At 55.7% G+C, this 22,174-nt stretch carries 19 protein-coding genes; 11 read left to right on the top strand and 8 right to left on the bottom strand.

Annotated elements, in window-relative coordinates:
- The first annotated feature begins 41 nt into the window (after positions 1 to 41).
- From OMR58_RS18620 to OMR58_RS18600, 5 genes are all read left to right on the top strand, one after another.
- Positions 42 to 1,025 (top strand): arabinose ABC transporter substrate-binding protein, encoded by a 984-nt coding sequence (locus tag OMR58_RS18620; protein ID WP_105595514.1) that lies wholly within the window; start codon positions 42 to 44, stop codon positions 1,023 to 1,025.
- A 125-nt stretch (positions 1,026 to 1,150) separates the two neighbouring features.
- Complete coding sequence (gene araG, locus OMR58_RS18615; RefSeq protein ID WP_200544746.1) at positions 1,151 to 2,674, top strand: L-arabinose ABC transporter ATP-binding protein AraG; 1,524 nt, start codon at positions 1,151 to 1,153, stop codon at positions 2,672 to 2,674.
- A 16-nt stretch (positions 2,675 to 2,690) separates the two neighbouring features.
- Positions 2,691 to 3,674: an L-arabinose ABC transporter permease AraH gene (gene araH, locus OMR58_RS18610; RefSeq protein WP_200544747.1), complete on the top strand. Its 984-nt coding sequence runs from the start codon at positions 2,691 to 2,693 to the stop codon at positions 3,672 to 3,674.
- Between the two features lie 14 nt (positions 3,675 to 3,688).
- The gene (araC, locus tag OMR58_RS18605) at positions 3,689 to 4,606 is read left to right on the top strand and encodes an arabinose operon transcriptional regulator AraC (RefSeq protein ID WP_105595511.1); all 918 of its coding nucleotides are present in this window, start codon (positions 3,689 to 3,691) and stop codon (positions 4,604 to 4,606) included.
- A 75-nt stretch (positions 4,607 to 4,681) separates the two neighbouring features.
- Positions 4,682 to 5,722, top strand: coding sequence for an oxidoreductase (locus OMR58_RS18600; protein ID WP_264546644.1), 1,041 nt, complete (start codon positions 4,682 to 4,684; stop codon positions 5,720 to 5,722).
- Positions 5,723 to 6,059: 337 nt separating this feature from the next.
- On the opposite strand, the gene add is transcribed toward OMR58_RS18600, so the two are convergent.
- The 3 genes from add to manA form a co-directional block, all read right to left on the bottom strand.
- Complete coding sequence (gene add, locus OMR58_RS18595; RefSeq protein WP_200558695.1) at positions 6,060 to 7,058, bottom strand: adenosine deaminase; 999 nt, start codon at positions 7,056 to 7,058, stop codon at positions 6,060 to 6,062.
- Positions 7,059 to 7,859: 801 nt separating this feature from the next.
- Positions 7,860 to 9,419, bottom strand: a complete 1,560-nt coding sequence (locus OMR58_RS18590) for a YdgA family protein (protein WP_264546643.1) — start codon at positions 9,417 to 9,419, stop codon at positions 7,860 to 7,862.
- A 139-nt stretch (positions 9,420 to 9,558) separates the two neighbouring features.
- The gene (gene manA / locus OMR58_RS18585; RefSeq protein ID WP_264546642.1) at positions 9,559 to 10,743 is read right to left on the bottom strand and encodes a mannose-6-phosphate isomerase; all 1,185 of its coding nucleotides are present in this window, start codon (positions 10,741 to 10,743) and stop codon (positions 9,559 to 9,561) included.
- Between the two features lie 234 nt (positions 10,744 to 10,977).
- Here manA and fumC point away from each other — a divergent pair, with 234 nt between their 5' ends.
- Positions 10,978 to 12,375 (top strand): class II fumarate hydratase, encoded by a 1,398-nt coding sequence (gene fumC / locus OMR58_RS18580; RefSeq protein WP_264546641.1) that lies wholly within the window; start codon positions 10,978 to 10,980, stop codon positions 12,373 to 12,375.
- Positions 12,376 to 12,448: 73 nt separating this feature from the next.
- Here the strand turns inward: fumC and tus are convergent, their stop codons facing one another.
- Both tus and OMR58_RS18570 read right to left on the bottom strand, forming a co-directional pair.
- Positions 12,449 to 13,378 (bottom strand): DNA replication terminus site-binding protein, encoded by a 930-nt coding sequence (tus, locus tag OMR58_RS18575; protein ID WP_264546640.1) that lies wholly within the window; start codon positions 13,376 to 13,378, stop codon positions 12,449 to 12,451.
- A gap of 196 nt (positions 13,379 to 13,574) precedes the next feature.
- Entirely contained in the window at positions 13,575 to 14,828 is a 1,254-nt protein-coding gene (locus OMR58_RS18570) for an MFS transporter (protein WP_264546639.1), read from the bottom strand.
- Positions 14,829 to 14,932: 104 nt separating this feature from the next.
- Here OMR58_RS18570 and OMR58_RS18565 point away from each other — a divergent pair, with 104 nt between their 5' ends.
- The 4 genes from OMR58_RS18565 to OMR58_RS18550 all read left to right on the top strand — a co-directional run bounded on the left by OMR58_RS18565 (position 14,933) and on the right by OMR58_RS18550 (position 19,675).
- Positions 14,933 to 15,823 carry a LysR family transcriptional regulator gene (locus OMR58_RS18565; RefSeq protein ID WP_264546638.1) on the top strand — a complete coding sequence of 297 codons (891 nt, stop codon included), beginning with the start codon at positions 14,933 to 14,935 and terminating at the stop codon, positions 15,821 to 15,823.
- 142 nt (positions 15,824 to 15,965) lie between these two features.
- A complete protein-coding gene (gene mlc / locus OMR58_RS18560) occupies positions 15,966 to 17,183 on the top strand; it encodes a sugar metabolism global transcriptional regulator Mlc (protein ID WP_200558708.1) in 1,218 nt (405 codons plus the stop codon).
- A 119-nt stretch (positions 17,184 to 17,302) separates the two neighbouring features.
- Positions 17,303 to 17,968 carry a dethiobiotin synthase gene (gene bioD / locus OMR58_RS18555; protein WP_264546637.1) on the top strand — a complete coding sequence of 222 codons (666 nt, stop codon included), beginning with the start codon at positions 17,303 to 17,305 and terminating at the stop codon, positions 17,966 to 17,968.
- A 252-nt stretch (positions 17,969 to 18,220) separates the two neighbouring features.
- Positions 18,221 to 19,675 carry an MDR family MFS transporter gene (locus OMR58_RS18550; protein ID WP_264546636.1) on the top strand — a complete coding sequence of 485 codons (1,455 nt, stop codon included), beginning with the start codon at positions 18,221 to 18,223 and terminating at the stop codon, positions 19,673 to 19,675.
- Positions 19,676 to 19,723: 48 nt separating this feature from the next.
- On the opposite strand, the gene OMR58_RS18545 is transcribed toward OMR58_RS18550, so the two are convergent.
- Together OMR58_RS18545 and OMR58_RS18540 are read right to left on the bottom strand one after the other, a co-directional pair.
- The gene (locus tag OMR58_RS18545) at positions 19,724 to 20,023 is read right to left on the bottom strand and encodes a DUF1161 domain-containing protein (protein WP_370569394.1); all 300 of its coding nucleotides are present in this window, start codon (positions 20,021 to 20,023) and stop codon (positions 19,724 to 19,726) included.
- A 144-nt stretch (positions 20,024 to 20,167) separates the two neighbouring features.
- A complete protein-coding gene (locus OMR58_RS18540) occupies positions 20,168 to 20,515 on the bottom strand; it encodes a DUF1283 family protein (RefSeq protein ID WP_105595497.1) in 348 nt (115 codons plus the stop codon).
- Positions 20,516 to 20,650: 135 nt separating this feature from the next.
- Here OMR58_RS18540 and OMR58_RS18535 point away from each other — a divergent pair, with 135 nt between their 5' ends.
- Positions 20,651 to 20,980: a YnfA family protein gene (locus OMR58_RS18535; RefSeq protein ID WP_105595496.1), complete on the top strand. Its 330-nt coding sequence runs from the start codon at positions 20,651 to 20,653 to the stop codon at positions 20,978 to 20,980.
- Between the two features lie 80 nt (positions 20,981 to 21,060).
- Here the strand turns inward: OMR58_RS18535 and ydfG are convergent, their stop codons facing one another.
- Positions 21,061 to 21,807 carry a bifunctional NADP-dependent 3-hydroxy acid dehydrogenase/3-hydroxypropionate dehydrogenase YdfG gene (gene ydfG, locus OMR58_RS18530; RefSeq protein ID WP_200544760.1) on the bottom strand — a complete coding sequence of 249 codons (747 nt, stop codon included), beginning with the start codon at positions 21,805 to 21,807 and terminating at the stop codon, positions 21,061 to 21,063.
- Positions 21,808 to 22,174 lie beyond the last annotated feature (367 nt).

Here is a 22,174-nt window from a genome sequence, read left to right as displayed (position 1 = left end):
ACACAACCCCGTCAAAAGCGGGCACTGAGCCGGAGAGCCTCATGCACAAATTTACTAAAGCACTGGCCGCAATCAGCCTTGCTGCCGTTATGTCACAATCCGCTATCGCAGAGACAATGAAACTCGGTTTTCTGGTGAAGCAGCCGGAAGAACCCTGGTTCCAGACCGAATGGAAGTTCGCTGACAAAGCAGGCCAGGAGCTGGGCTTTGAGGTGATCAAAATTGCCGTGCCGGACGGCGAGAAAACCCTTAACGCCATCGACAGTCTGGCAGCCAGCGGTGCCAAAGGCTTCGTTATCTGCACCCCGGACCCGAAACTGGGTTCCGCGATTATGGCGAAGGCACGCAGCTACAACCTGAAAGTGATTGCGGTGGATGACCAGTTCGTGACCGCCAAAGGCAAACCGATGGATACCGTGCCGCTGGTGATGATGGCCGCGACCAAAATCGGCGAGCGTCAGGGGCAGGAGCTGTATAAGGAGATGCAGAAGCGCGGCTGGGACGTGAAAGACACCGCAGTAATGGCGATTACCGCTAACGAGCTTGATACGGCGCGCCGCCGCACCGGTGGTTCAATGGACGCGCTGAAAGCGGCAGGATTCCCGGAAAAACAGATTTATCAGGTTCCCACCAAATCTAACGATATCCCCGGTGCGTTCGATGCCGGTAACTCGCTGCTGGTGCAGCATCCTGAAGTGAAAAACTGGCTGATCGTCGGCATGAATGACAACACCGTGCTCGGCGGCGTGCGCGCAACTGAAGGCCAGGGCTTCAAGGCGCCTAATGTTATCGGCATCGGTATCAACGGTGTGGACGCGGTCAGCGAACTGTCAAAAGGCCAGGCCACCGGCTTCTACGGCTCGCTGCTGCCAAGCCCGGACGTTCACGGCTACCGCAGTATCAAAATGCTGCATGACTGGGTGACCAACGGCGCGGAACCGGCGAAGTTTACCGAAGTGACCGACGTGGTGCTGATCACCCGCGACAACTTCAAGGCCGAGTTGGCCAAGAAAGGGCTGATGTAATGCGTTGTTAGTGACAATGTCACTTAATGTGGGTCGATCGCTGCAACGGTCGGCCCACGGTCTGATTATTTGTATTACGGGACGTATATCGCCGTTACCGTCCCACACCGTTTCAGGGGAGTGATATGACCAGAGAACCCGCTTATCTCAGCTTTCACGGCATTGGTAAAACCTTTCCCGGCGTGAAGGCACTGCAGGACATCAGCTTCGACTGCCATGCCGGAGAGGTCCATGCGTTGATGGGGGAAAATGGTGCCGGGAAATCAACGCTGTTGAAAATTCTCAGCGGCAGCTATCGCGCCAGCAGTGGAGAAATTCGCCTTAAGGGCCAGCCGGTCAACTTTCAGCACACCACCGATGCGCTGAATGCCGGAGTGGCGATTATTTATCAGGAACTGCATCTGATCCCGGAAATGACCGTGGCAGAGAATATTTTTCTGGGCCAGCTGCCGCAGCGCGGCGGGTTGGTCAATCATCGTCGCCTGCGTGCGGAGGCGGCAAAACAGTTGGCGGTGCTGGGGATGGATATCGACCCCGATATGCCGCTGAAATACCTCTCGCTGGGTCAGTGGCAGATGGTCGAAATCGCCAAGGCGCTGACCCGCAACGCGCAGGTGATTGCGTTTGATGAACCGACCAGCTCGCTTTCCGCTCGTGAAATCGATCAGCTGTTCCGCGTCATTCGCCAGCTGCGCGCCGATGGCCGCGTGGTGCTGTACGTTTCACACCGCATGGAGGAGATCTTTGCCCTCAGCGATGCGATTACCGTTTTCAAGGACGGTCGTTACGTGCGTACCTTCAGCGATATGAGCACCTGCGACAATGAACAGCTGGTGCAGGCGATGGTCGGGCGCGATATCGGCGATATCTACGGCTACAGCCCGCGTCCGTGCGGCGAAGTGCGTCTGCGTCTGGATAACGTGCAGGCGAAAGGCGTGCGCAGCCCGGTCTCATTCAGCGTCCGCGCCGGTGAAATCGTCGGACTGTTTGGCCTGGTGGGAGCCGGACGCAGCGAACTGATGAAGGGGCTGTTTGGTGCCACCCGGCTGACCGGCGGCGAGCTGTGGCTGGATGGCGAAAAACTCAACCTGCGCGAACCGGTTGAGGCGATCCGCGCCGGCATCATGCTCTGCCCGGAAGATCGCAAGGCCGACGGCATCATTCCGGTGCACTCGGTTCGCGACAACATCAACATCAGCGCCCGTCGCAATAACCTGACGGCAGGTTTTCTGATTGATAAAGCCTGGGAGTCGAAAAATGCCGGGCTGCATATCCGCTCGCTCAATATCAAAACCCCGACGGCGGACCAGCTGATTATGAATCTTTCCGGCGGCAACCAGCAGAAGGCGATCCTGGGCCGCTGGCTGTCGGAAGAGATGAAAGTGATCATGCTCGACGAGCCGACACGCGGTATTGACGTGGGTGCTAAAAACGAAATTTATCAGCTGATCTATGCGCTGGCCGAGCGCGGCATTGCCGTGCTGTTTGCCTCCAGCGATCTGCCGGAGGTGATGGGCCTTGCCGATCGCATTCTGGTGATGCGCGAAGGAGAGATTGCCGGCGAGCTGGCCCACGACGATGCCACCGAAGCGCTGACCCTCGGTCTGGCGATGCCTAAAACCGCTAAACCTGCCACCGCGGTGGCCTGATATGCAGGAGAAACCTATGTCTTCGACAACTTCAACGACCGCCCCGGCGGCACCGTCGCGCCTGAGCTTCGGACGTATCTGGGATAACTTCGGCATGCTGGTGGTGTTTGCCGCGCTGTTCCTCGCCTGTATGGTCTTTGTGCCTAATTTCGCCAGTATTATCAATATGAAAGGGCTGGGGCTGGCGATTTCGATGTCCGGAATGGTCGCGTGCGGCATGCTGTTCTGCCTGGCCTCCGGTGATTTCGACCTCTCCGTGGCGTCGGTGATTGCCTGTGCCGGAGTGACCTGTGCGGTAGTCATCAACCTCAGCGAAAGCCTGTGGATCGGCGTCGGCGCCGGTCTGCTGCTCGGCGTGGCCTGCGGCTTCGTGAACGGTTTCGTCATCGCTAAACTGAAAATCAACGCGCTGATTACCACCCTCGCGACCATGCAGATCGTACGCGGTCTGGCCTATATCTTCTCCGATGGTAAAGCGGTAGGCATCGAAGACGAGCGCTTCTTCGCGCTGGGCTACGCCAGTTGGCTGGGCGTACCGGCACCGGTGTGGTTAACCATTATCACTCTTGCGCTGTTTGCCTTCCTGCTGAATAAAACCACCTTTGGCCGCAACACGCTGGCTATCGGCGGTAACGAAGAAGCCGCGCGCTTAGCCGGTGTGCCGGTGGTGCGTACGCGGATTATCATCTTTATCCTCTCCGGCCTGGTGTCGGCGGCGGCGGGGATTATCCTTGCGTCGCGCATGACCAGCGGCCAGCCGATGACCTCAATCGGCTATGAGCTGATCGTGATCTCTGCCTGCGTGCTGGGCGGCGTATCGCTGAAGGGTGGCATCGGTAAAATTTCTTATGTGGTGGCGGGGGTTCTGATTCTGGGTACGGTGGAAAACGCCATGAACTTATTGAATATATCGCCTTTCTCACAGTACGTCGTTCGCGGTTTGATATTGTTAGCAGCAGTCATTTTTGACCGCTACAAACAGAAAAATAAAGCAGCCTGATAAGGGGACGCGTTATGTATCATCGCCTGGCACCGGTCACACAATCTAACCCGCTGTTACCTGGTTATCAGTTCGGTGCCTGGCTGGTGGCCGGGCTGACGCCGATTAACGCCGACGGGCCGCTCGATTTCTTCGTCGACCGGCCGCACGGCATGAAAGGTTACATCCTCAACCTGACGGTGAAAGGGCGCGGACGCATTTTCGACGGCGATGCGGCCTTTGACTGTGAAGAGGGCGATCTGCTGCTGTTCCAGCCGAAAACCCCGCACTATTACGGCCGCTCGCCCGATAGCGACGCCTGGCATCACCGCTGGGTCTATTTCCGCCCCCGCGCCTACTGGAGCGACTGGCTGTCGTTTCAGGACGAGGTGCAGGGCGTGGGACGGCTGCACCTACCCGAGGCGCTGCGCGGGGAGTTCGACCGCCTGTTTGCCAGCATTGAAAACACCCACAACTCCGGGAGGCGCTTCGCCGAAGAGCTGGCGATGAACCTGCTGGAGCGCCTGCTGCTGCGGGCGGTAGAAGAAGATCCGCGCAGCCATCAGCAGGTTCGCGACTCGCGGGTGATTGAAGCCTGCCAGTATGTCACCAGCAACCTGGCGGCTGAGGTAAAAATTGAGGAAGTGGCTAAACACGTTTGCCTGTCGCCTTCGCGGCTGGCACACCTGTTCCGCGAGCAGATGGGGGTTAATCTGCTGCGCTGGCGGGAAGATCAGCGGGTGATCCGCGCCAGACTGCTGCTGCAAACCACTCAGGAGCCGATTGCCAGCATTGGCCGGGAAGTGGGCTATGACGATCAGCTCTATTTCTCGCGGGTGTTCCGCAAACGGGTCGGCGTCAGCCCCAGCGATTTCCGCCGCCGCAGCCTGGATGCGCACGATGCGCTGGTCGCTCAGGAAACATGGTACGTACCACGGCGTGCTAATGAATAAGAATCAGAATGATTTCACCTTGTTCTCTCTGGGCCGATCGTCTTAAATCAATGGGTAACCAGAAGAGGGAAAGTGATGACTGATAAAATACGTGTAGGGCTGGTGGGCTATGGTTTCGCCAGTAAGACGTTTCATGCGCCGTTAATTGCCGGTACGGCAGAAATGGAGCTGGCCGCTGTTTCCAGCAGCGATGCCACAAAAGTCCACGCCGACTGGCCCTCGGTGCAGGTAGTTGCCGATCCTCAGGCGCTGTTTGACGATCCGACCATCCAGCTGATTGTGATCCCCACGCCGAACGATACCCACTTCCCGCTGGCGAAAGCCGCGCTGGATGCGGGTAAAAACGTGGTGGTGGATAAACCGTTTACCGTGACACTGTCACAGGCGCGCGAGCTGGACGCGCTGGCTAAAGCCAAAGGTTTACTGCTGTCGGTGTTCCATAACCGCCGCTGGGACAGTGACTTCCTGACCGTCAAGTCGCTGCTGTCCGACGGCACCCTGGGTGAAGTGCGCTATTTTGAGTCGCATTTTGACCGCTTCCGCCTGGAAGTGAAACAGCGCTGGCGCGAGCAGAAAGGCCCGGGCAGCGGCATCTGGTACGATCTGGGGCCGCATCTTATCGATCAGGCCCTGCAGCTGTTCGGTTCCCCGGTAGCGATTAACGTCGACACCACCGAGCTGCGCCCGGGTGCGCAAACCACCGACTACTTCCACGCTACGCTGATCTATCCGCAGCGCCGCGTCGTGCTACATGGCAGCATGCTGGTGGCGGCCGAGTCGCCGCGCTATCAGATCCACGGCACACAGGGCAGCTACGTGAAGTATGGCCTCGACCCGCAGGAAGATGCGCTGAAAGCGGGTGCCCGCCCGCCGCAGGAAGACTGGGGATACGATATGCGTGACGGCGTGGTGACGCTGGTTAACGGGGATGTGCTGGCCGAGAAGACTCTGCTGACCATTCCGGGCAACTATCCCGCGTACTATGCGGCGATCCGTGATGCGCTGAACGGCGTGGGTGAGAACCCGGTGAAAGCCGAAGAGGCGATTCAGGTGATGGAACTGATTGAACTGGGTTTGCAATCCGCAGAGAAGCGCCAGACTCTGTCGCTGAGATAATCTGATCGGCCCAGGTTACATCCAGTGACGGGGTTATTCTGGGAAGTTAACGTAAGATGTTGTCTCCGAGTAAATCTGGGCGGTCAACGTAAGATCCTGTCGCTGAGTTAATCCTGGCGGTTAGCGTGAGTTCCTGCTGCGGAGTTCATCTGGACGGTAAACGTAAGACCCTGCCGCAGTAATAATGCGCGGGGTCTTCGTAAGTCACTATCGCTTAGATGAGCCGCATCGTTAGAGACTCACTTGGGTCATTGAGTGTCGATCCACTGCCGCCGCCTGTCGGCTCGATTTCCGCAGCGCGGCAGCAGTTCTCTTCTTATTTTTCCTACCGAGTACATTAACCCGCGACGCGAGCCCGCACCGCGGCTTTTTCCGCCTCGCTCAGGAAGGCGATTTTCAGGCCGTTATCCTGCGCGGTACGCATCTGCTGCTGGCTCAGACCGGCTGCCGGCGCGGCAACCTCATATTCATGCCCAATTTCGATGCCCTGAACGGCCGGGTCGTCGGTATTGATGGTGGCCAGAATGCCGTGCTCCAGGAAGGCTTTCAGCGGATGGCTCGCCAGCGAGGCGACGGTGCTGGTCTGGATATTGGAGGTGAGGCAGGATTCAATACCGATGCCGTTCGCCGCCAGATAATCCATCAGTGCCCGATCTTCAATGGCCTTCACGCCGTGGCCGATACGCTCCGCACCCAGCTCGCGAATCGCCTGCCAGATGCTTTCAGCACCGGCGGCTTCCCCCGCGTGCACCGTGATGCGCAAACCGGCATCACGCGCGCGGTTGAAGTGGCTGAGGAACTGATTTCCCGGGAAGCCAAGTTCATCACCGGCCAGATCCAGCGCGGTAATGCCGTCGCGGTGTGCCAGCAGGGCATCCAGTTCGCGCAGGCAGGCCTGCTCGCCGAAGGTGCGGCTCATAATTCCGATCAGGCGGACGTCAATGTTGTGTGCGGCACAGCCTGCTTTCACACCGTCGATCACGGCTTCCACTACGCCTGCTACCGGCAGATTATGGGTCATCGCCATATAGCCCGGAGAGAAGCGCAGTTCGGCGTAGTGGATTCCGGCGCGCGCGGCATCTTCAACGTTTTCCTGCGCCACGCGGCGGCAGGCATCCAGCGAGCCGAGTACCTTCACGCCCCAGTCGAGTTTATTCAGGAAGCTGACCAGATTCGGTTCGGTTTCGATGACCTGTACGTGCGGGCGCAGGGTTTCCAGCGTGCTGGCGGGCAGGGTGAGGTTAAATTCACGGCCTAAGTCGAGGATAGTTTGCGCGCGAATGTTGCCATCAAGGTGGCGATGAATATCGGTAAGGGGAAGCTGGCGGTCGATCATAGTCGGCACTCTTGAGGTGATGTAAAAGTGCAGAGCATTATAAAAACTAATTGCGCAACAGTACCAGTTATTTGCGCAAATGGGTGATTGGTTGCTGGTTAATTGGGCGGAATGCCGATAGTTGAGCATTGGCGCTGCGTTGTTTGCAAAGCCGCGAGTTAGCGCTGGCTGGCAGTGCCCCCGTTCGGGCGGTCCTCGCGCCGCTTCGCGGTTCCCTCACTTCGTACGTCAGCCTGTCGGACCGTCACAGACGGGCCGTCCTGGCCCGACCGTGACTTTCGGCCGCGTCCATGCGGCCGAATCCTGGCTTCCTTTCTGCGTTCAGCGCTGCGGATTGCCCGCTCGGGGGCACGGCCAGCCTGCTCTCAGAGTTTGGTGTTGCCTGAGAATCAAAAATCAAAAAGCGATGAAATTGTCGGGAAGTGACAGCCTCTGCTGCTGCGTAAGGGCATCCGCAGCGCCGAGGTGGAGCCGTTGAGCCAGGAGACGACAGCAGGGACGCTGGCGTCAGGCCGGGTTTGAACAGGGATGTTCAATCCTGGCCGATCCGTCGGCGCAATGGCGTAACCGAGGGCACCGTGCCACGCACGGCGCGAGGACCGCCCCTGGAGCAGCAGCAGAGGCTGTACCCCTGCCTCCATTTCACACCCACTTCTTACTTTAAAAAGCAAAAAACGATGGAATTATCGAAGTGGGACCGCCCTGGAACAGCAGTAGAGGCTGAACCCTATCCACCAGACATAAAAAAAACCGCCATCACAAAGATAGCGGTTCTGGATCTCTACCGAATCACCGACTAAGTCAGTTCTGCGGAACAACCTGCGGCTGAACTTCAGGTGCAACCTGTTGCTGCTCTTCCGGCTGCGCCTGCGGTGCAATCTCATCTCCGCCGCCCAGCATATAGCGCGACAGGAACTGCTCCAGCGGCATCTTCTCACCGTTCATCGTTACCTGGCCGGTAGCGTACTGCAGCGTGGTGAGAATATTATTATCCTTCTGGGTAGTCAGCTTAAACATCTGGCCCATCGCAGCCAGACCCTTAACCTGCTGATCGGCAAGCTTGGCGGCCTGATCCTTATCATACCCCTCGGTCATCGCCACGTGAGTCATCATCTCCGTCGCCATATCCATTGAAATCTGCAACTTGCCGTCGAACGACTTCAGCACGTTATCCACCTGCTGGCCCACGGTCTGGGCTGGTGCCGTAGCTGCAGCCGGATCTTTAAACTGTACGGCAAGATTGAAGCTGCTCTCGCCTTTGTCATTGCTCCAGCTCAGTGGGGCAATACTCACCGACGGGTTACCTTTCAGCAGCAGCGGAAGATTCGCCGCCAGCAGCTCGCTGACGCGCTGCTGATAAAGCTCAGGATTGTTCTGGACGGTCGGATCGCCGGTTAGCGCCATCACATGATTATTGTACTGCGTGGAGAACTGTTTCATCGCCTTGCCGTCGAAGTCAGCCAGTTTGATCAGCAACTTCCCGTGACCGAAGTCCTGGCCCTGCAGCTTCAGGCTGTCAAGCGTGTAGTCGATCTGGCCGGAAACGTGGTTATCCTTCGAATCAAAAGTCGACTTGCCGTTAAGATTCTCCAGCGTCAGCGCTTCTTTATCACTCACCGTCGCGCTGAGTTTTTTCAGCGTCAGATCCTGATCCCCGATGCGCAGTCCTTCCGGGCTGAGGCGGCTGTTCGCATCAAGCTTGAGACCGTTAATGGTAAACAGCACCGGCATTTCCAGCTCATTTTTACTGGCAATGGAAACGCTGTCGATATTGCCGTCAAACTTGACCGCATCACCTTTGTCATCCGCTGAAATCGACAGCGTACCGCCGTTGAAGGCAAAACGTTCACCGGTCTGAACATTGCTGTAATCAGCCGGCAGCAGGCGCACATCGGAGTCCGTGCTGCCGCTGTAGCCAACGCGGGTTTCAACCTGAACGATGGACTGTCCCTTAGCAATTTCAAACAGCTTCTTCACCGGATCGGTGTTTTCCAGCTCGCTGTGAACGGAAGCCATGCTGGGTATGAGATTGAATTTTTTCAGCTGGGCAAGCGGGAAGGGACCGTGATCGATGGTCTCCTTCATGACGATGCTCTGGCCGGGTTTCAGAATTGAGTTGTCTTCGGTTTGTGAACTGGACTGAAGGATCAGACGCACGGTGCTGCTGAACAGGCCGCGCTGATAATCCTGGTAGCTAAGCTGCAGGCGGCTTTCCGGTGCCGTATCGCGAATCTGCGCGTTCGCTTGCTGTACCAGCTGATCCATGTTTTTTTCCAGCTGCTTACCGGTAAGCCAGGCACCCCCGGTCCAGATAACGCCAAGGGCAACTACTACGCCGACGGCAATCTTGGTTTTTTTCATCTGTAAGTCGTCCTTTTTTGATTCACGAACGCCGGTTAACCTCTTCAAACCCTGCAGGCAACATAATGGCGAATAAAAAACGCCTTACGGCGTTTTTGTGGAATAACTTCAATAATATTAGCAATTATGGCTGGATACGTCAGCCGCAATTAGCCAGATCGTTAAATGCCCGCGCAACGCGACCGCTTCCACTCAGGGTAATTGGCGATTCACTGGCGGCAATAAACGCTGACTCGCCCGGCTTCAGCGTCAACTGCTGTTTGCCGTTGTCCAGTACCGCTTCGCCTTCGATGCAGAAAATAATGGCCGCGCTCTGCTGCTCAACGCTCAGCGGTTCTGCGCTAAGGGTGTGGATGGCGAAAGCAAAATCTTCAACCGGAATAGGGAAGGTCTGCGTATTTCCCTGCTGAACCGGCACCGTCAGCAGCGTATCGGCAGGTTTTTCGACAAACTTCAGGTTGGCCAGCAGCTCGGGAATATCGATGTATTTCGGCGTTAAACCGGCACGAAGAACGTTATCGGAGTTAGCCATAATCTCCAGCGCTACGCCGTTGAGATAGGCGTGCGGCGTTTCAGCGAACAGGAACATCGCCTGGCCCGGCTGCAGTTCAATCACGTTCAACAGCAGCGGGGAAAACAATCCACTATCGTCGGGATACACTTCCGCGATGCTGCTGATGGTTTGCCACGGTTCGCCCGCGTTGGCGTTTAATTGCTCACGCAGAATATCCAGCGCCCGCGCCTTAACTTCACCTTCCATCGACAGCAGGCTGGCAAACAGGTCGGACAGATTAGCGGCGTCCGGTGCGTGGATAAATTTCTCAATTGCCGGGTGCGCAGCAGCGACCGGAAGCAGCAGGGCGGCAATTTCCTTCAGCGGACGGAAGCCGTTGATCGCCTGGAACGGGGTCAGCGCATAAACCAGTTCGGGCTTGTGGTTGTCATCTTTATAGTTGCGGTTTGCAGCATCGATCAGGATACCCGCCGCGTTTTCGCGGGCAAAGCCTTCAATTGCGGCGGATTTGCTTGGATGAACCTGAATGGACAGCGGCTGGTCGGCGCACAGCACCTTAAACAGGAAAGGCAGCTCATTAAAACGCCTGGTAACGGCTTCACCCAGCAGCCCGGTTTTATCCTCGGCGATGACATCGCGCAGCGAACGCGGGGCATTATCAACGATAATCTGTGAAGAACTCTTTGGATGGGCACCCATCCACAGCTCCGCCATCGGCTGCTGCGATGGGTTTTCGATACCGTACAGCTCCGTCAGCGCCGTTTTACTTCCCCAGGCATAATTTTGCAGCGAATTGATTAATTTTTGCATGATGTTTCCCTGTTAAACCCTGTTCAGGTAGCTAATTGCCGATAGTAATACCCAAAGAATACCCTGGAAGACAATCCGAAAAATCCTCTTTAAAACAATCGGAGTGCAATAAACGCGAATGAGTCGCATAATGTTAAATAGTTGTATGTAAATATATGGCCCGCAGTTACTGGCTACCGGTTTCCAAAAACGGGCCATTTAAAATCATATGTTTGTGCTAAAGGAGAGAGAGGAATGGCAGCCCACCGCATTGAAAAAGACTCAATGGGACCAATCGAAGTACCGGCTGATAAACTTTGGGGCGCGCAGACCCAACGTTCACTGGAACACTTTCGCATTTCAACGGAAAAAATGCCTGTCGAGCTGGTCTATGCTCTGGCGCTCACTAAGCGCGCCGCAGCCAAGGTAAACAGCGATCTCGGCCTGCTGCCGGGTGAACGTGCTGGCGCTATCATCAGCGCGGCGGATGAAGTGCTGGCCGACAAGCACGCGGCTGAATTCCCCCTCGCCATTTGGCAGACCGGTTCCGGTACGCAAACCAATATGAACATGAACGAAGTGCTCGCCAACCGTGCCAGTGAAATTCTTGGCGGTGAGCGCGGCATGTCACGTCTCGTGCACCCGAACGATGATGTTAATAAGAGCCAAAGCTCTAACGACGTCTTCCCGACGGCGATGCATGTGGCAGCGGTTGTTGCGGTGCAGGAACATCTGGTGCCGCAGCTGAAAGTGCTGCAAAAGACGCTGAATGATAAGGCTGAAGCCTATAAAGACATCGTCAAAATTGGCCGTACCCACCTGCAGGACGCCACGCCGCTGACGCTGGGCCAGGAAATTTCAGGCTGGGTTGCCATGCTGGCGCACAGCCTGAAGCATATCGAACAGAGTATCCCTCATGTGGCCGAGCTGGCGCTGGGCGGCACTGCCGTGGGCACCGGCCTGAATACCCACCCGGAATACGCGGTTCGCGTGGCGAAGGAACTGGCCGATTTGACTAAACAGCCGTTTGTGACTGCGCCAAACAAATTTGAATCGCTGGCAACCTGCGATGCGCTGGTACACGCGCACGGCGCGCTGAAGGGCCTGGCGGCTTCCCTGATGAAGATTGCTAACGACGTGCGCTGGCTCTCTTCCGGCCCGCGCTGTGGTATCGGCGAGATCGCTATTCCTGAAAACGAGCCGGGCAGTTCAATCATGCCGGGCAAAGTGAACCCGACCCAGTGTGAAGCGCTGACTATGCTGTGTTGCCAGGTGATGGGCAACGATGTGGCGCTGAATATCGGCGGCGCGTCCGGTAACTTCGAGCTTAACGTTTATCGTCCGATGGTGATCCATAACTTCCTGCAGTCGGTGCGCTTGCTGGCTGACGGCATGGACAGCTTCAATCACCACTGCGCGGTGGGTATTGAACCGAACCGTGACCGCATTACCCAACTGCTGAATGAGTCGCTGATGCTGGTTACCGCATTAAATACCCATATTGGCTACGATAAAGCGGCTGAAATCGCCAAGAAAGCGCATAAAGAAGGGCTGACGCTGAAAGGCTCTGCGCTGAAACTGGGCTATCTGACCGAGGAAGAGTTCGATGCCTGGGTGCGTCCGGAAGAGATGGTTGGCAGCATGAAAGTCTGATCCTTCCCGTGCTCCCTGAAGACTAAGCCAGGCTGATGCCTGGCTTTTTTTGTGCCTCAATCTGCTGTGGGTATCAGGCAAGCCGATCGGTATACAGGTGCAGCCGGGGGATCAGCATAAACAGCGGCTGCGCCAGCGGTTTGTGGCGATGATTCACGTTATCCGCGTCGTAGTTAAGCAATTCGCCCAGCACCGGCACACTGGCCGTATCCTTACACAACACGATTAAAGGCGAAGGGCAGGCCAGCTGGGTCTGCTTCTGGCTGCTGCTGTTCCAAACTCTGGCGATAGGCTGCACCTTGACCGGCCGTTTTATCTTCAGCCGCGCGGTATCGGGCAGGGATTTGATCGATTCGATCTCCTGTGCCACTTTTTCAGCCCACTGTTCGCGGCTCCACGGTGCCTGCGCCCGACCGGCATTGAGGCTTTTTTGCAGTTTCTCCAGTATTTCGTCCCGGCCGACGTTTTTAATAATATGCTTGTTGGCCCAGCCGAATCGCACCGAATCAGGATTATCCAGCAGCACCAGCGAGCGATAGGCGTTGAGGGTAATCAATCCACGCTGGTGGGTATGAACGAATTCGAATCGCTCTTCGCTCGGCAGCCCGGACTCGACGGTAATGATCTGCTCCAACTGCTTTTTTAGCGTGTTTATTCGTTCAACCTGCTGCTGGAGAAGGGGAGACTGCTCTTTGTCGACCTGCAGACAGATTGCGCCGGGCAGGCGAACGGCCGATTTGGTACTGATTTTTTCCGACTGGTGCTGCATAAATAGCCGTGAAAAATGCGCCAGAGCAAGTTGTAGTGCGGACTGGCCCACGCGTTGCTCAACGCTAATCTGCGTAAGCGGGTCACTCTCTTTGCCTTTCTCAACAGCAGGCAATTCAAATACCCTGGCTGCCAGCAGCCGCAGGGAAAGGATGTGCTGTTGCAGGATGTCGAGTTCAGACTCCAGCTCAGCGACGCAGTGGTGCAACCGATCTACGGCATGATAAAGGCTCATTCCATTCCCCATTAGTTACAACATACTAATAATAATGATTACCGGTGCTCAATTCAACATCAGTGTGCGTTTTATTCAAGCAGGAAGGAGCAAGGTAAATAACGTTTCGCACTGATTGGTTAAGCGATCTGTTCGCGCGATGTCTGGGAAAAAAAGCGGGCCACGCTGATTGCGTAGGCCCGAGAGGGTGAATAAATCAAAGTTTTTTATTGTGCAGTCGGCTACCTACCAGTATCGACAGCAGCAGCATTGCAGAAATAAATACGGTGATCCCGCTCCAGCCAAAACTATGCCAGAACACGCCGCCTAACGTGCCCGCGACGCTGGAACCAAGGTAGTAGCTGAACAGATAAAGCGATGAGGCCTGACCCTTGGCACGGCGTGCACGCATGCCAATCCATCCGCTGGCAACGGAGTGTGCCGCAAAGAATCCGGCGGTAAACAACATCATGCCGGGCAAGATCAGCCAGACGCTGCTGAATAATGTGATCAGCAGACCGCTCAGCATCACCAGTGTTGAAACTAACAGGACCGGTGACCGTCCATACTTCGCTGTCATCGCACCGGCTTTGGGCGAACTCCAGGAACCGGTGAGATACACTACGGATAGCAGACCAACAACCGCCTGGCTAAGTGAATAAGGGGGGGCCAACAGACGATAGCCAATGTAGTTAAACAGCGTGACGAAAGACCCCATCAGCAGAAAGCCTTCGGCAAATAACAGCGGCAAACCGCTGTCGCGCCAGTGAAGGCGGAAGTTAATGGCCAGACTGCGCGGTTTCAGCGACGCCGGGCGAAAATGGCGTGAGTCGGGCAGAATTTTCCAGAACATAACGGCGGAAGCCAGCGCAAAACAGCCGATGACGGCAACCGCCACGCGCCAGCTGCTGTAATCAGTGATCACACCGCTTAACAGACGGCCGCTCATGCCACCGATGGAATTACCGCTGATATAGAGGCCCATCGAAAAAGCGACAACCGCCGGGTTCATCTCTTCGCTCAAATAGGTCATTCCTACCGCTGCAACACCGCTTAATGACAGGCCGGTGAGCGCGCGCATCAGCAGAATTCCGTGCCAGCTGGTCATGGTGGACGAAAGCAGAGAGAAAATGGCCGCCAGCATCAGCGACGTGACCATCACTGATTTACGACCCAGCGCATCAGAGAGCGGGCCGGTAAACAACATGCCCAGCGCGAGGAAACCGGTAGAAATGGAGAGCGAAATACTGCTACTGGCAGGGGAAACGCCGAATTCATGCGACAGCACCGGCAGTATCGGCTGTACACAGTAGAGCAGGGCGAAGGTGGCCAGCCCGGCGGAAAACAGGGCCAGCGTGACACGCATAAACTGCGGCGATCCACGATTAATATACGCACTGGCATTGGAATAATCAGACAGGATGGGGTTAACGGGCTCTTCAAGCGTAACGGCGTGGGTTGAGCGATTCACTTCAGGTTCCTTAGCGGGGATGGCTTAGTCTCTCCATGGAAAAGTTAAGAAAAACCTATTATGATGTCTAATATATTAATAATCTCAAATGATATATTTAACATATGAATGTCGAGCTTCGTCATCTGCGTTACTTCATTGCCGTTGCTGAAGAACTGCACTTTGGCCGTGCGGCGCAGCGGCTGAATATCTCCCAGCCGCCGCTCAGTCAGCAGATTCAGATTCTGGAGCAGGAAATCGGCGCACGTCTGTTTGCCAGAACCAACCGCAGCGTGCGCCTGACGGCAGCCGGCCAGCAGTTTTTGCTGGATGCCCGCTTAATACTGCAAAACGTTGCTCAGGCCGCTGATAAAGCGGCGCGCTTGCATCGCGGTGATGAGGGTGAGCTGCGTATTGGTTTTACCTCTTCGGCCCCGTTTATCAGTGTGGTGTCCGATGCGTTGTTCACTTTTCGTCAGCGTTTTCCCGCCGTTCACCTGCAAATGCAGGAGATCAACACCCGTCAGCAGCTGGCACCGCTGATCGATGGTCGGCTCGATCTGGGGGTGATGCGCAATACCCCCTTACCGGAAACGCTGGATCATCAGCTGATCCTGGAGGAACCGATGTATGCGCTGGTTCATCGCGACCATCTGCTGGCCGGTAGACAGACCATCAGCGTTCGCGAACTGGCGAATGAGCCATTTGTTTTTTTCGATCCCCAGGTCGGAACGGCCCTCTATACGGAAATTTTAACCCTGCTGCATCACTACCAGATTGAGCCGAATATTGCCCAGGAAGTGGGGGAAGCGATGACCATTATTGGGCTGGTTTCGACCGGACTTGGTGTGTCCATTTTGCCTGCATCTTTCCGCCGGGTTCGGCTGGCGGATGTCGTTTGGATTCCCTTGCAGGAAGTGGATGCTCTGTCACAGGTCTGGCTGGTTTGGTCACGCCTGCGGGAGCGACCGGCCGTGATGTCAGCGATGATGTCGCTGCTGCTTCCGGCGCATTAAATCGTGGAAAACATGAGCGCTATTCTGCTGTTTATGTGCTGCGAATCACATATCGAATCAAATATTTGACCTTGTGTGCGAAGTGTTTCACCATGAGCAGTATGCTTTATTTTGAAGCGTGAAAATAAGCGGGAGCTGGGGTGTGATTGCGGACAATCAGCCTGGTCATATCGACCAGATTAAGCAGACCAATGCCGGTGCGGTCTATCGGCTTATCGACCGGTTTGGCCCTATTTCGCGTATCGAACTGTCCAAAAAAGCGCAGCTGGCTCCAGCCAGTATTACCAAGATTGTTCGTGAAATGCTGGAAGCGCACCTGGTTAAAGAAACTGAATTTCAGGAACCCGGTAGCCGGGGGCGTCCCGCCGTTGGCCTGGTGCTGGACACGGAAGCCTGGCATTTTCTCGCCGTTCGTATTGGCAACGGCGAGATAACCATCGCGCTGCGAGATCTAAGCAGCAAAATGGTGGTTGAACAGCAGTTTGCGCTGCCTCCCGCCGATCCCGAGCCGCTTCTTCAGCGCATTATTCAGCTGATCGATCAATTCTTTGTGATCCACCAGAGCCGTCTGGAGCGGCTGACGGCTATTGCTATTACCTTACCGGGCAGAGTTAACGGCCAGGCGGGCATCGTGCATCGCATGCCATTTTATCAGGTCGATGACATGCCGCTGGGGCCGGAACTGGAGCGTCGAACCGGGCTGCCGGTCTACATCCAGCATGATATCTGCGCCTGGACCATGGCTGAGTCACTGTTTGGGGCCTCGCGTGATGCCAGCGATGTTTTGCAAGTGGTTATCGACCATAACGTTGGTGCCGGGGTGATCACCGGCGGCAGACTGCTGCACGGCGGTGGCGCAACGCTCGTTGAGATAGGGCATACTCAGGTCGACCCCTGGGGCAAACTTTGCTACTGCGGCAATCACGGCTGTCTGGAAACCGTGGCCAGTACGGAAAGCATGCTCGAACTGGCCGCGCAGCGTATGCAGGCATCAATGAGCTCTTCGCTGCACAATCAGCCGCTTTCGATTGAAAACCTGTGCGATGCCGCACTGAGCGGCGATCAGCTGGCCTGCGACATTATCACCGGTGTTGGTGGCAGTATTGGGCGTATTCTGGCCATTATGGTCAACCTGTTCCATCCGCAAAAAGTGTTGATAGGTTCGCCGCTCAATCGCGCACACCCGATTTTATTCCCGGCGATTAATGCCTGTATTCAGCAACAGTCGTTACCTGACTATGGCGCAACGCTATCCGTGGAGCCGACCGAGTTCCAGAACCAGGGAACGATGCCCGGTGCGGCACTGGTGAAGGATGCGCTCTACAATGGCTCGCTGCTGATCAAATTACTGCAGGGATAACGAATCCACTAAATATTGCGCCAACGCAATCTTCACCACCAGGTGCTGCCCTACAATTTTCGCTCCATTACTTCCCAAAAGTTTATCTGTGGGCCAGACATGGCCTGCTGGAGCCGTTTATGTATAAACGTTTATTTGTTACCGGAACCGATACTGAAGTCGGTAAAACGGTGGTGTCACGAGGGTTGCTGCAAAAGCTGGCGGTGGGCGATAAGCATGCCGTTGGCTACAAGCCGGTAGCCAAAAGTAGTCAGCAAACCGAAGAGGGGCCGAGAAATAAAGATGCCCTGGTATTGCAGGCCTCTTCTTCACTTCAGCTGCCTTATCAGGCAATTAACCCGGTAACTCTGCTTGATGATGAAATCAGCACCAGCCTGCAGTCGTTTAGCTATGCCACATTAAGTAGCGGGCTGCATGCGCTGGATGAACAGGCCGATCATATTGTCATTGAGGGAACCGGCGGCTGGCGCAGTCTGATGAGCGACAGACGCCCGCTCTCGGATTGGGTGGTGCAGGAACAGATGCCCGTCGTTCTGGTGGTTGGTATCAAACTGGGCTGTATCAGCCACGCTTTACTGACCGCACAGGCGATACTGAACGACGGGCTACCTTTGCTGGGCTGGGTGGCTAACCGAATTAATCCAGGCCTTGCGCACTACGCAGAAATTATCAACGTCTTACAGGACAAGATCCCCGCACCGTTGTTGGGTGAGCTTCCTTATTTACCACGTGCAGAAACCCGCGATCTGTCGCGCTATTTCGATCTCTCTCCCCTGAACTTATAAGCCAGATAACGTGGGCGAACCGCTTAAAGAGTTCGCCCCGGCTATACTCTTCTTTGAATCCATGCCGCAAAAAGCCATTGTTTTCGTTTACTATCCTGGCGGGATGTTGTTTTAATTATCGTGATTTCGCGCGCTGAGCTAATCAAAACTCTGGAATTTATGTGACGTTGTCACCAGCTAAAGCGCACAATCCGAAAACTCCACGACAGGATTTGGTACACACTTAGCAGGGAAGCAACGAAAAGGAATCCCATGTCAGAAAATACAATTAACGCCGTAACCCGGCGTCACTGGGTGCTGATTGCCTGCATGCTGTCGATGTTTATGGCTGCCATTGAGGTCACCATTGTCGCCACGGCGATGCCCACGATCATCACTGAACTGGGTGGCTTTTCGCAGTTTGGCTGGGTTTTCTCTATTTATCTGCTGACCCAGGCGGTCACCGTACCTATCTATGGCCGTCTTGCCGATATGTGGGGCCGCAAGCGCGTGTTTTTTATCGGTGCCGGACTGTTTCTGGTGGGCTCGATACTCTGCGGATTTGCCAGCAGCATGGGCTGGCTGATCCTGTTCCGTGCCTTCCAGGGTCTGGGGGCCGGGGCTATTATGCCGCTGACCTCAACGATTATCGCCGACGTTTATCCACCAAAAGAGCGTGCAGGCGTGCAGGGCTGGCTTTCCAGCGTGTGGGGCGTAGCGGCGATTGTCGGGCCACTGACCGGTGCCTGGCTGGTGCAGCACTTTAACTGGGCGCTGGTTTTCTGGGTTAATGTGCCGATTGGTATCATTTCGATGCTGCTGCTGGTGCGTTTCTTCCCGGAAAGCCGGGAAAAAACCGATAGGCGTATCAATTTCACCGGCAGCTGTTGGTTGATGCTGACCGTTACCGCGCTATTAACCGCACTGTTACAGGCCGAGTCGCTTGGCTACTGGACACTGGTATTAAGCGCCGTTGCGCTGCTGGCCGGATGGGGACTGTTGCGCCACGAACGTTACTCTGGCGAGCCTCTGTTTCCACTGGCTATCTGGCGCACCCGAACGCTGCTGGCGGGTAACGTTGGCAACCTGCTGATCGGTGCGGCGATGATGGGGATCAGTGCATTCCTTCCCACCTGGATTCAGGGCGTTAACGGCGGTACACCGCTGCAGGCCGGGAGTGCGCTGGCGATGATGTCGATTGGCTGGCCGCTGGCCAGTACGCTAAGCGGCAGACTGATGCAGCACACCTCTTACCGATTTACCGCTCAGTTGGGTTCGCTGTTGCTGATCGCGGGTACGGCGATGCTACTGATTTTGCATCGCGAAAGCCCGGTATGGTATGCCGGATTATCCGCCTTCGTCATCGGTACGGGAATGGGGATGACCAGTACCACCTTCCTGATTGCGGTGCAGAACACGGCGCAGTTTGAGATCCGCGGGATTTGTACCGCTTCGGTGATGTTCAGCCGCATGTTAGGCTCAGCGCTGGGCACGGCGCTAATGGGGGCGGTGCTGAACTACAACCTGATGCTGCGCCTGCCGCAATATAGCGATCCGGTGCAGCAGGTGATGTCACCCGCCGGGCGCGAGCAGCTCAAACCCGCGAACCTGGATCTGATGCTGACGGAAATCGCCCACTCGCTGCACTGGGTGTTTGTGGTGTCACTGATTATTGCGTTTGGCAGTCTGCTGATGTCGCGGCTGGTGCCGGTACAAAAGCCACATTAGGAAGGGACCGCTGACCGGGCATAATGCCTCAGGTCAGCGGTAAAGAGATTACTGTGCAGGTGCGTCCTGGGAGGTTCCCGCGCTGGCCGGAACATTGTTATCGCTGTCGTTACCGTTGCGCTTATAGACGATTTTTTGCGTATCGCTCTCGCAGTGCCCAACAACCTGACCACCAGCCTGCTCGGCCTGATCGTTAGGGACGATATCCAGCGAGAAACCGGATTCTGGCACGCCGTTATTGATGATCTTCTGACTAATATCAGCCTTGACGCTTTCGCAAGATGCCTGAACGGCCAGCGGGCTGGCAACGAGCAGGGCGGTTAATATCCACTTAGAACCTTTCATCATTTCATCCTTTTGCGTGAGAACAGCGGTAATTATAAGCCAAAAATTGCCCATCAACGTGAAACACCGTCAGCCCCATAGCGATGCACTTTTAATGATGGGGCGTTTCTTACCACATTCAGTTGGCGAACAGAAAAATGACCAGGCTTACGGTGCAACCGGGCGTCCGGTACGACGATCCAGGCAGCGCAGCGTATTAGGTTCCCAGTAGGCGTTCACATTCAGGCTTTTTTCGCAGCCGTCGCGGGTGTCGAAGGCGCGATCGACTTTATCGAACTCTTTCTCAACGCGGTTGTTCACTTTGCCACGCAGGCGATGAGTATCATCCCACTGTTCTTTCTCCTGGCGAGCCTGTTCTTTACTCAACGAGTTATCGCCGTTTTCAATCACCAGACGGTCAGTGCGCGCCATTGCGCTGTGCTGCACGGAAAACAGTGCCGCCAGTAGAACCAGTGGTAGGGTGGTGCGGGTCAGACGTTGTTGTAGTGATTTCATCAAAGGTTTCCTTTCTTTACAGACGCGAAGCGAAGAGAACTGCTGCGCAGATATTGCCAATAAGTATATCATCAGCGCCGAAGTGCTCAACAGCGACCCGGTGTGTTCATTGAGGATTCGGAGAGATTTACACGTATGTTGACCACCACGTTACTGTTTTTTGCCACCGCGCTGGCTGAAATCATTGGCTGTTTCTTACCCTGGCTTTGGTTAAAAAAAGGCGGCTCCCCGTGGCTGCTGCTGCCCGCTGCGCTAAGTTTGATGATTTTCGTCTGGCTGTTAACTCTGCATCCGGAGGCGAGCGGGCGCGTCTATGCTGCCTACGGTGGCGTGTATGTTGTGACCGCGCTGGTCTGGCTGCGGGTGGTGGACGGTGTAAAGCTCAGTACATGGGACTGGGTTGGGGCCGCGGTGGCGTTCTGCGGAATGCTGATTATCGTGGCGGGATGGGGAAAAACCATTTAGCTGCATCTGAGAACGTTTAAATGCTTGAGGAATTGCGGATCTGCCCCCGCCGTAAGCGGGAGCAGGAGACGCGCAGCAAATTACGACTTATGCACGCGTAAACCGGCCTGGCTTTGACCCACCGGCATCATTTCCAGCGCGTTAATGTTCACATGCGCTGGCAGCGTGGCGACCCACCAGACCGCTTCGGTCACGTCTTCCGGCGTCAGCGGTACAGCGCCGTCATAAACGCCGTCGGCACGGGCATCATCGCCCTTAAAGCGCACGTTAGAAAACTCAGTGCCGCCCACCAGACCCGGCTCGATATCGGTCACGCGGAGTGCAGTGCCGTGCAGATCGGTACGCAGGTTGAAGCTGAACTGACGCACGAAGGCTTTAGTTGCGCCATAAACGTTGCCGCCAGGATACGGCCAGCTACCGGCAATCGAACCCAGATTGATGATATGACCGATGTTGCGTTCCACCATGCCCGGCAGGATGGCACGCGTCATGTACACCAGCCCTTTATTGTTGGTGTCGATCATATCTTCCCAGTCATCCAGGCTGGCGCGCTGCGCCGGTTCAATCCCCAGAGCCAGACCGGCGTTGTTGACCAGAACGTCAATGTTGCGCCATTCGGCGGGCAGGCTGGCAATCGCCTCATCGATGCCCGCGCGGTCGCGCACGTCAAGCTTCAGCGTATAGACATTCTCACCCAGCTCTTCCTTCAGTGCATCCAGGCGTTCCTGACGGCGGCCGGTTGCAATCACCTGATGACCCTGCGCGATAAAACGACGGGTAATGCTCTGACCAAAACCAGCGGTCGCGCCGGTAACAAATACGATCATCTCACTGTTCCTCAATACAAAATTGGGCGTCTTAACCCGGAAATTTCCACCATGCAGCGCCGATCACCATACCATCTCATGGCAGGTGTGATAAGAAGCGAATGGTTATGATTAATAAGAAAATGTCGCACCAGCATGGTGCGAAAGTGACGGACTTTGCGTTATTTCGGTGCCAGGAAGCAGACGAATAATGTCCGATAGATGAGCGTATTTATTATTAATGCCAGGCAACCGTTTGCGCATTAAATAGCAAACGGTTGCCTGTCGTTTTTATCATCCCAAAATATGATGTTTGCCGGAATTTAATTTATCTTACTGATAAATATGATTAATTTATTTATTCTCACTGGTACGGTTTTTGCAAAAC

It is taken from the genome of Erwinia sp. INIA01 (assembly GCF_025947915.1).
GTDB classification, from domain to species: Bacteria; Pseudomonadota; Gammaproteobacteria; order Enterobacterales; family Enterobacteriaceae; genus Erwinia; species Erwinia coffeiphila.
Note: the sequence above shows the minus strand (reverse complement) of the source record. Positions and strands in the feature narration are given on the sequence as shown.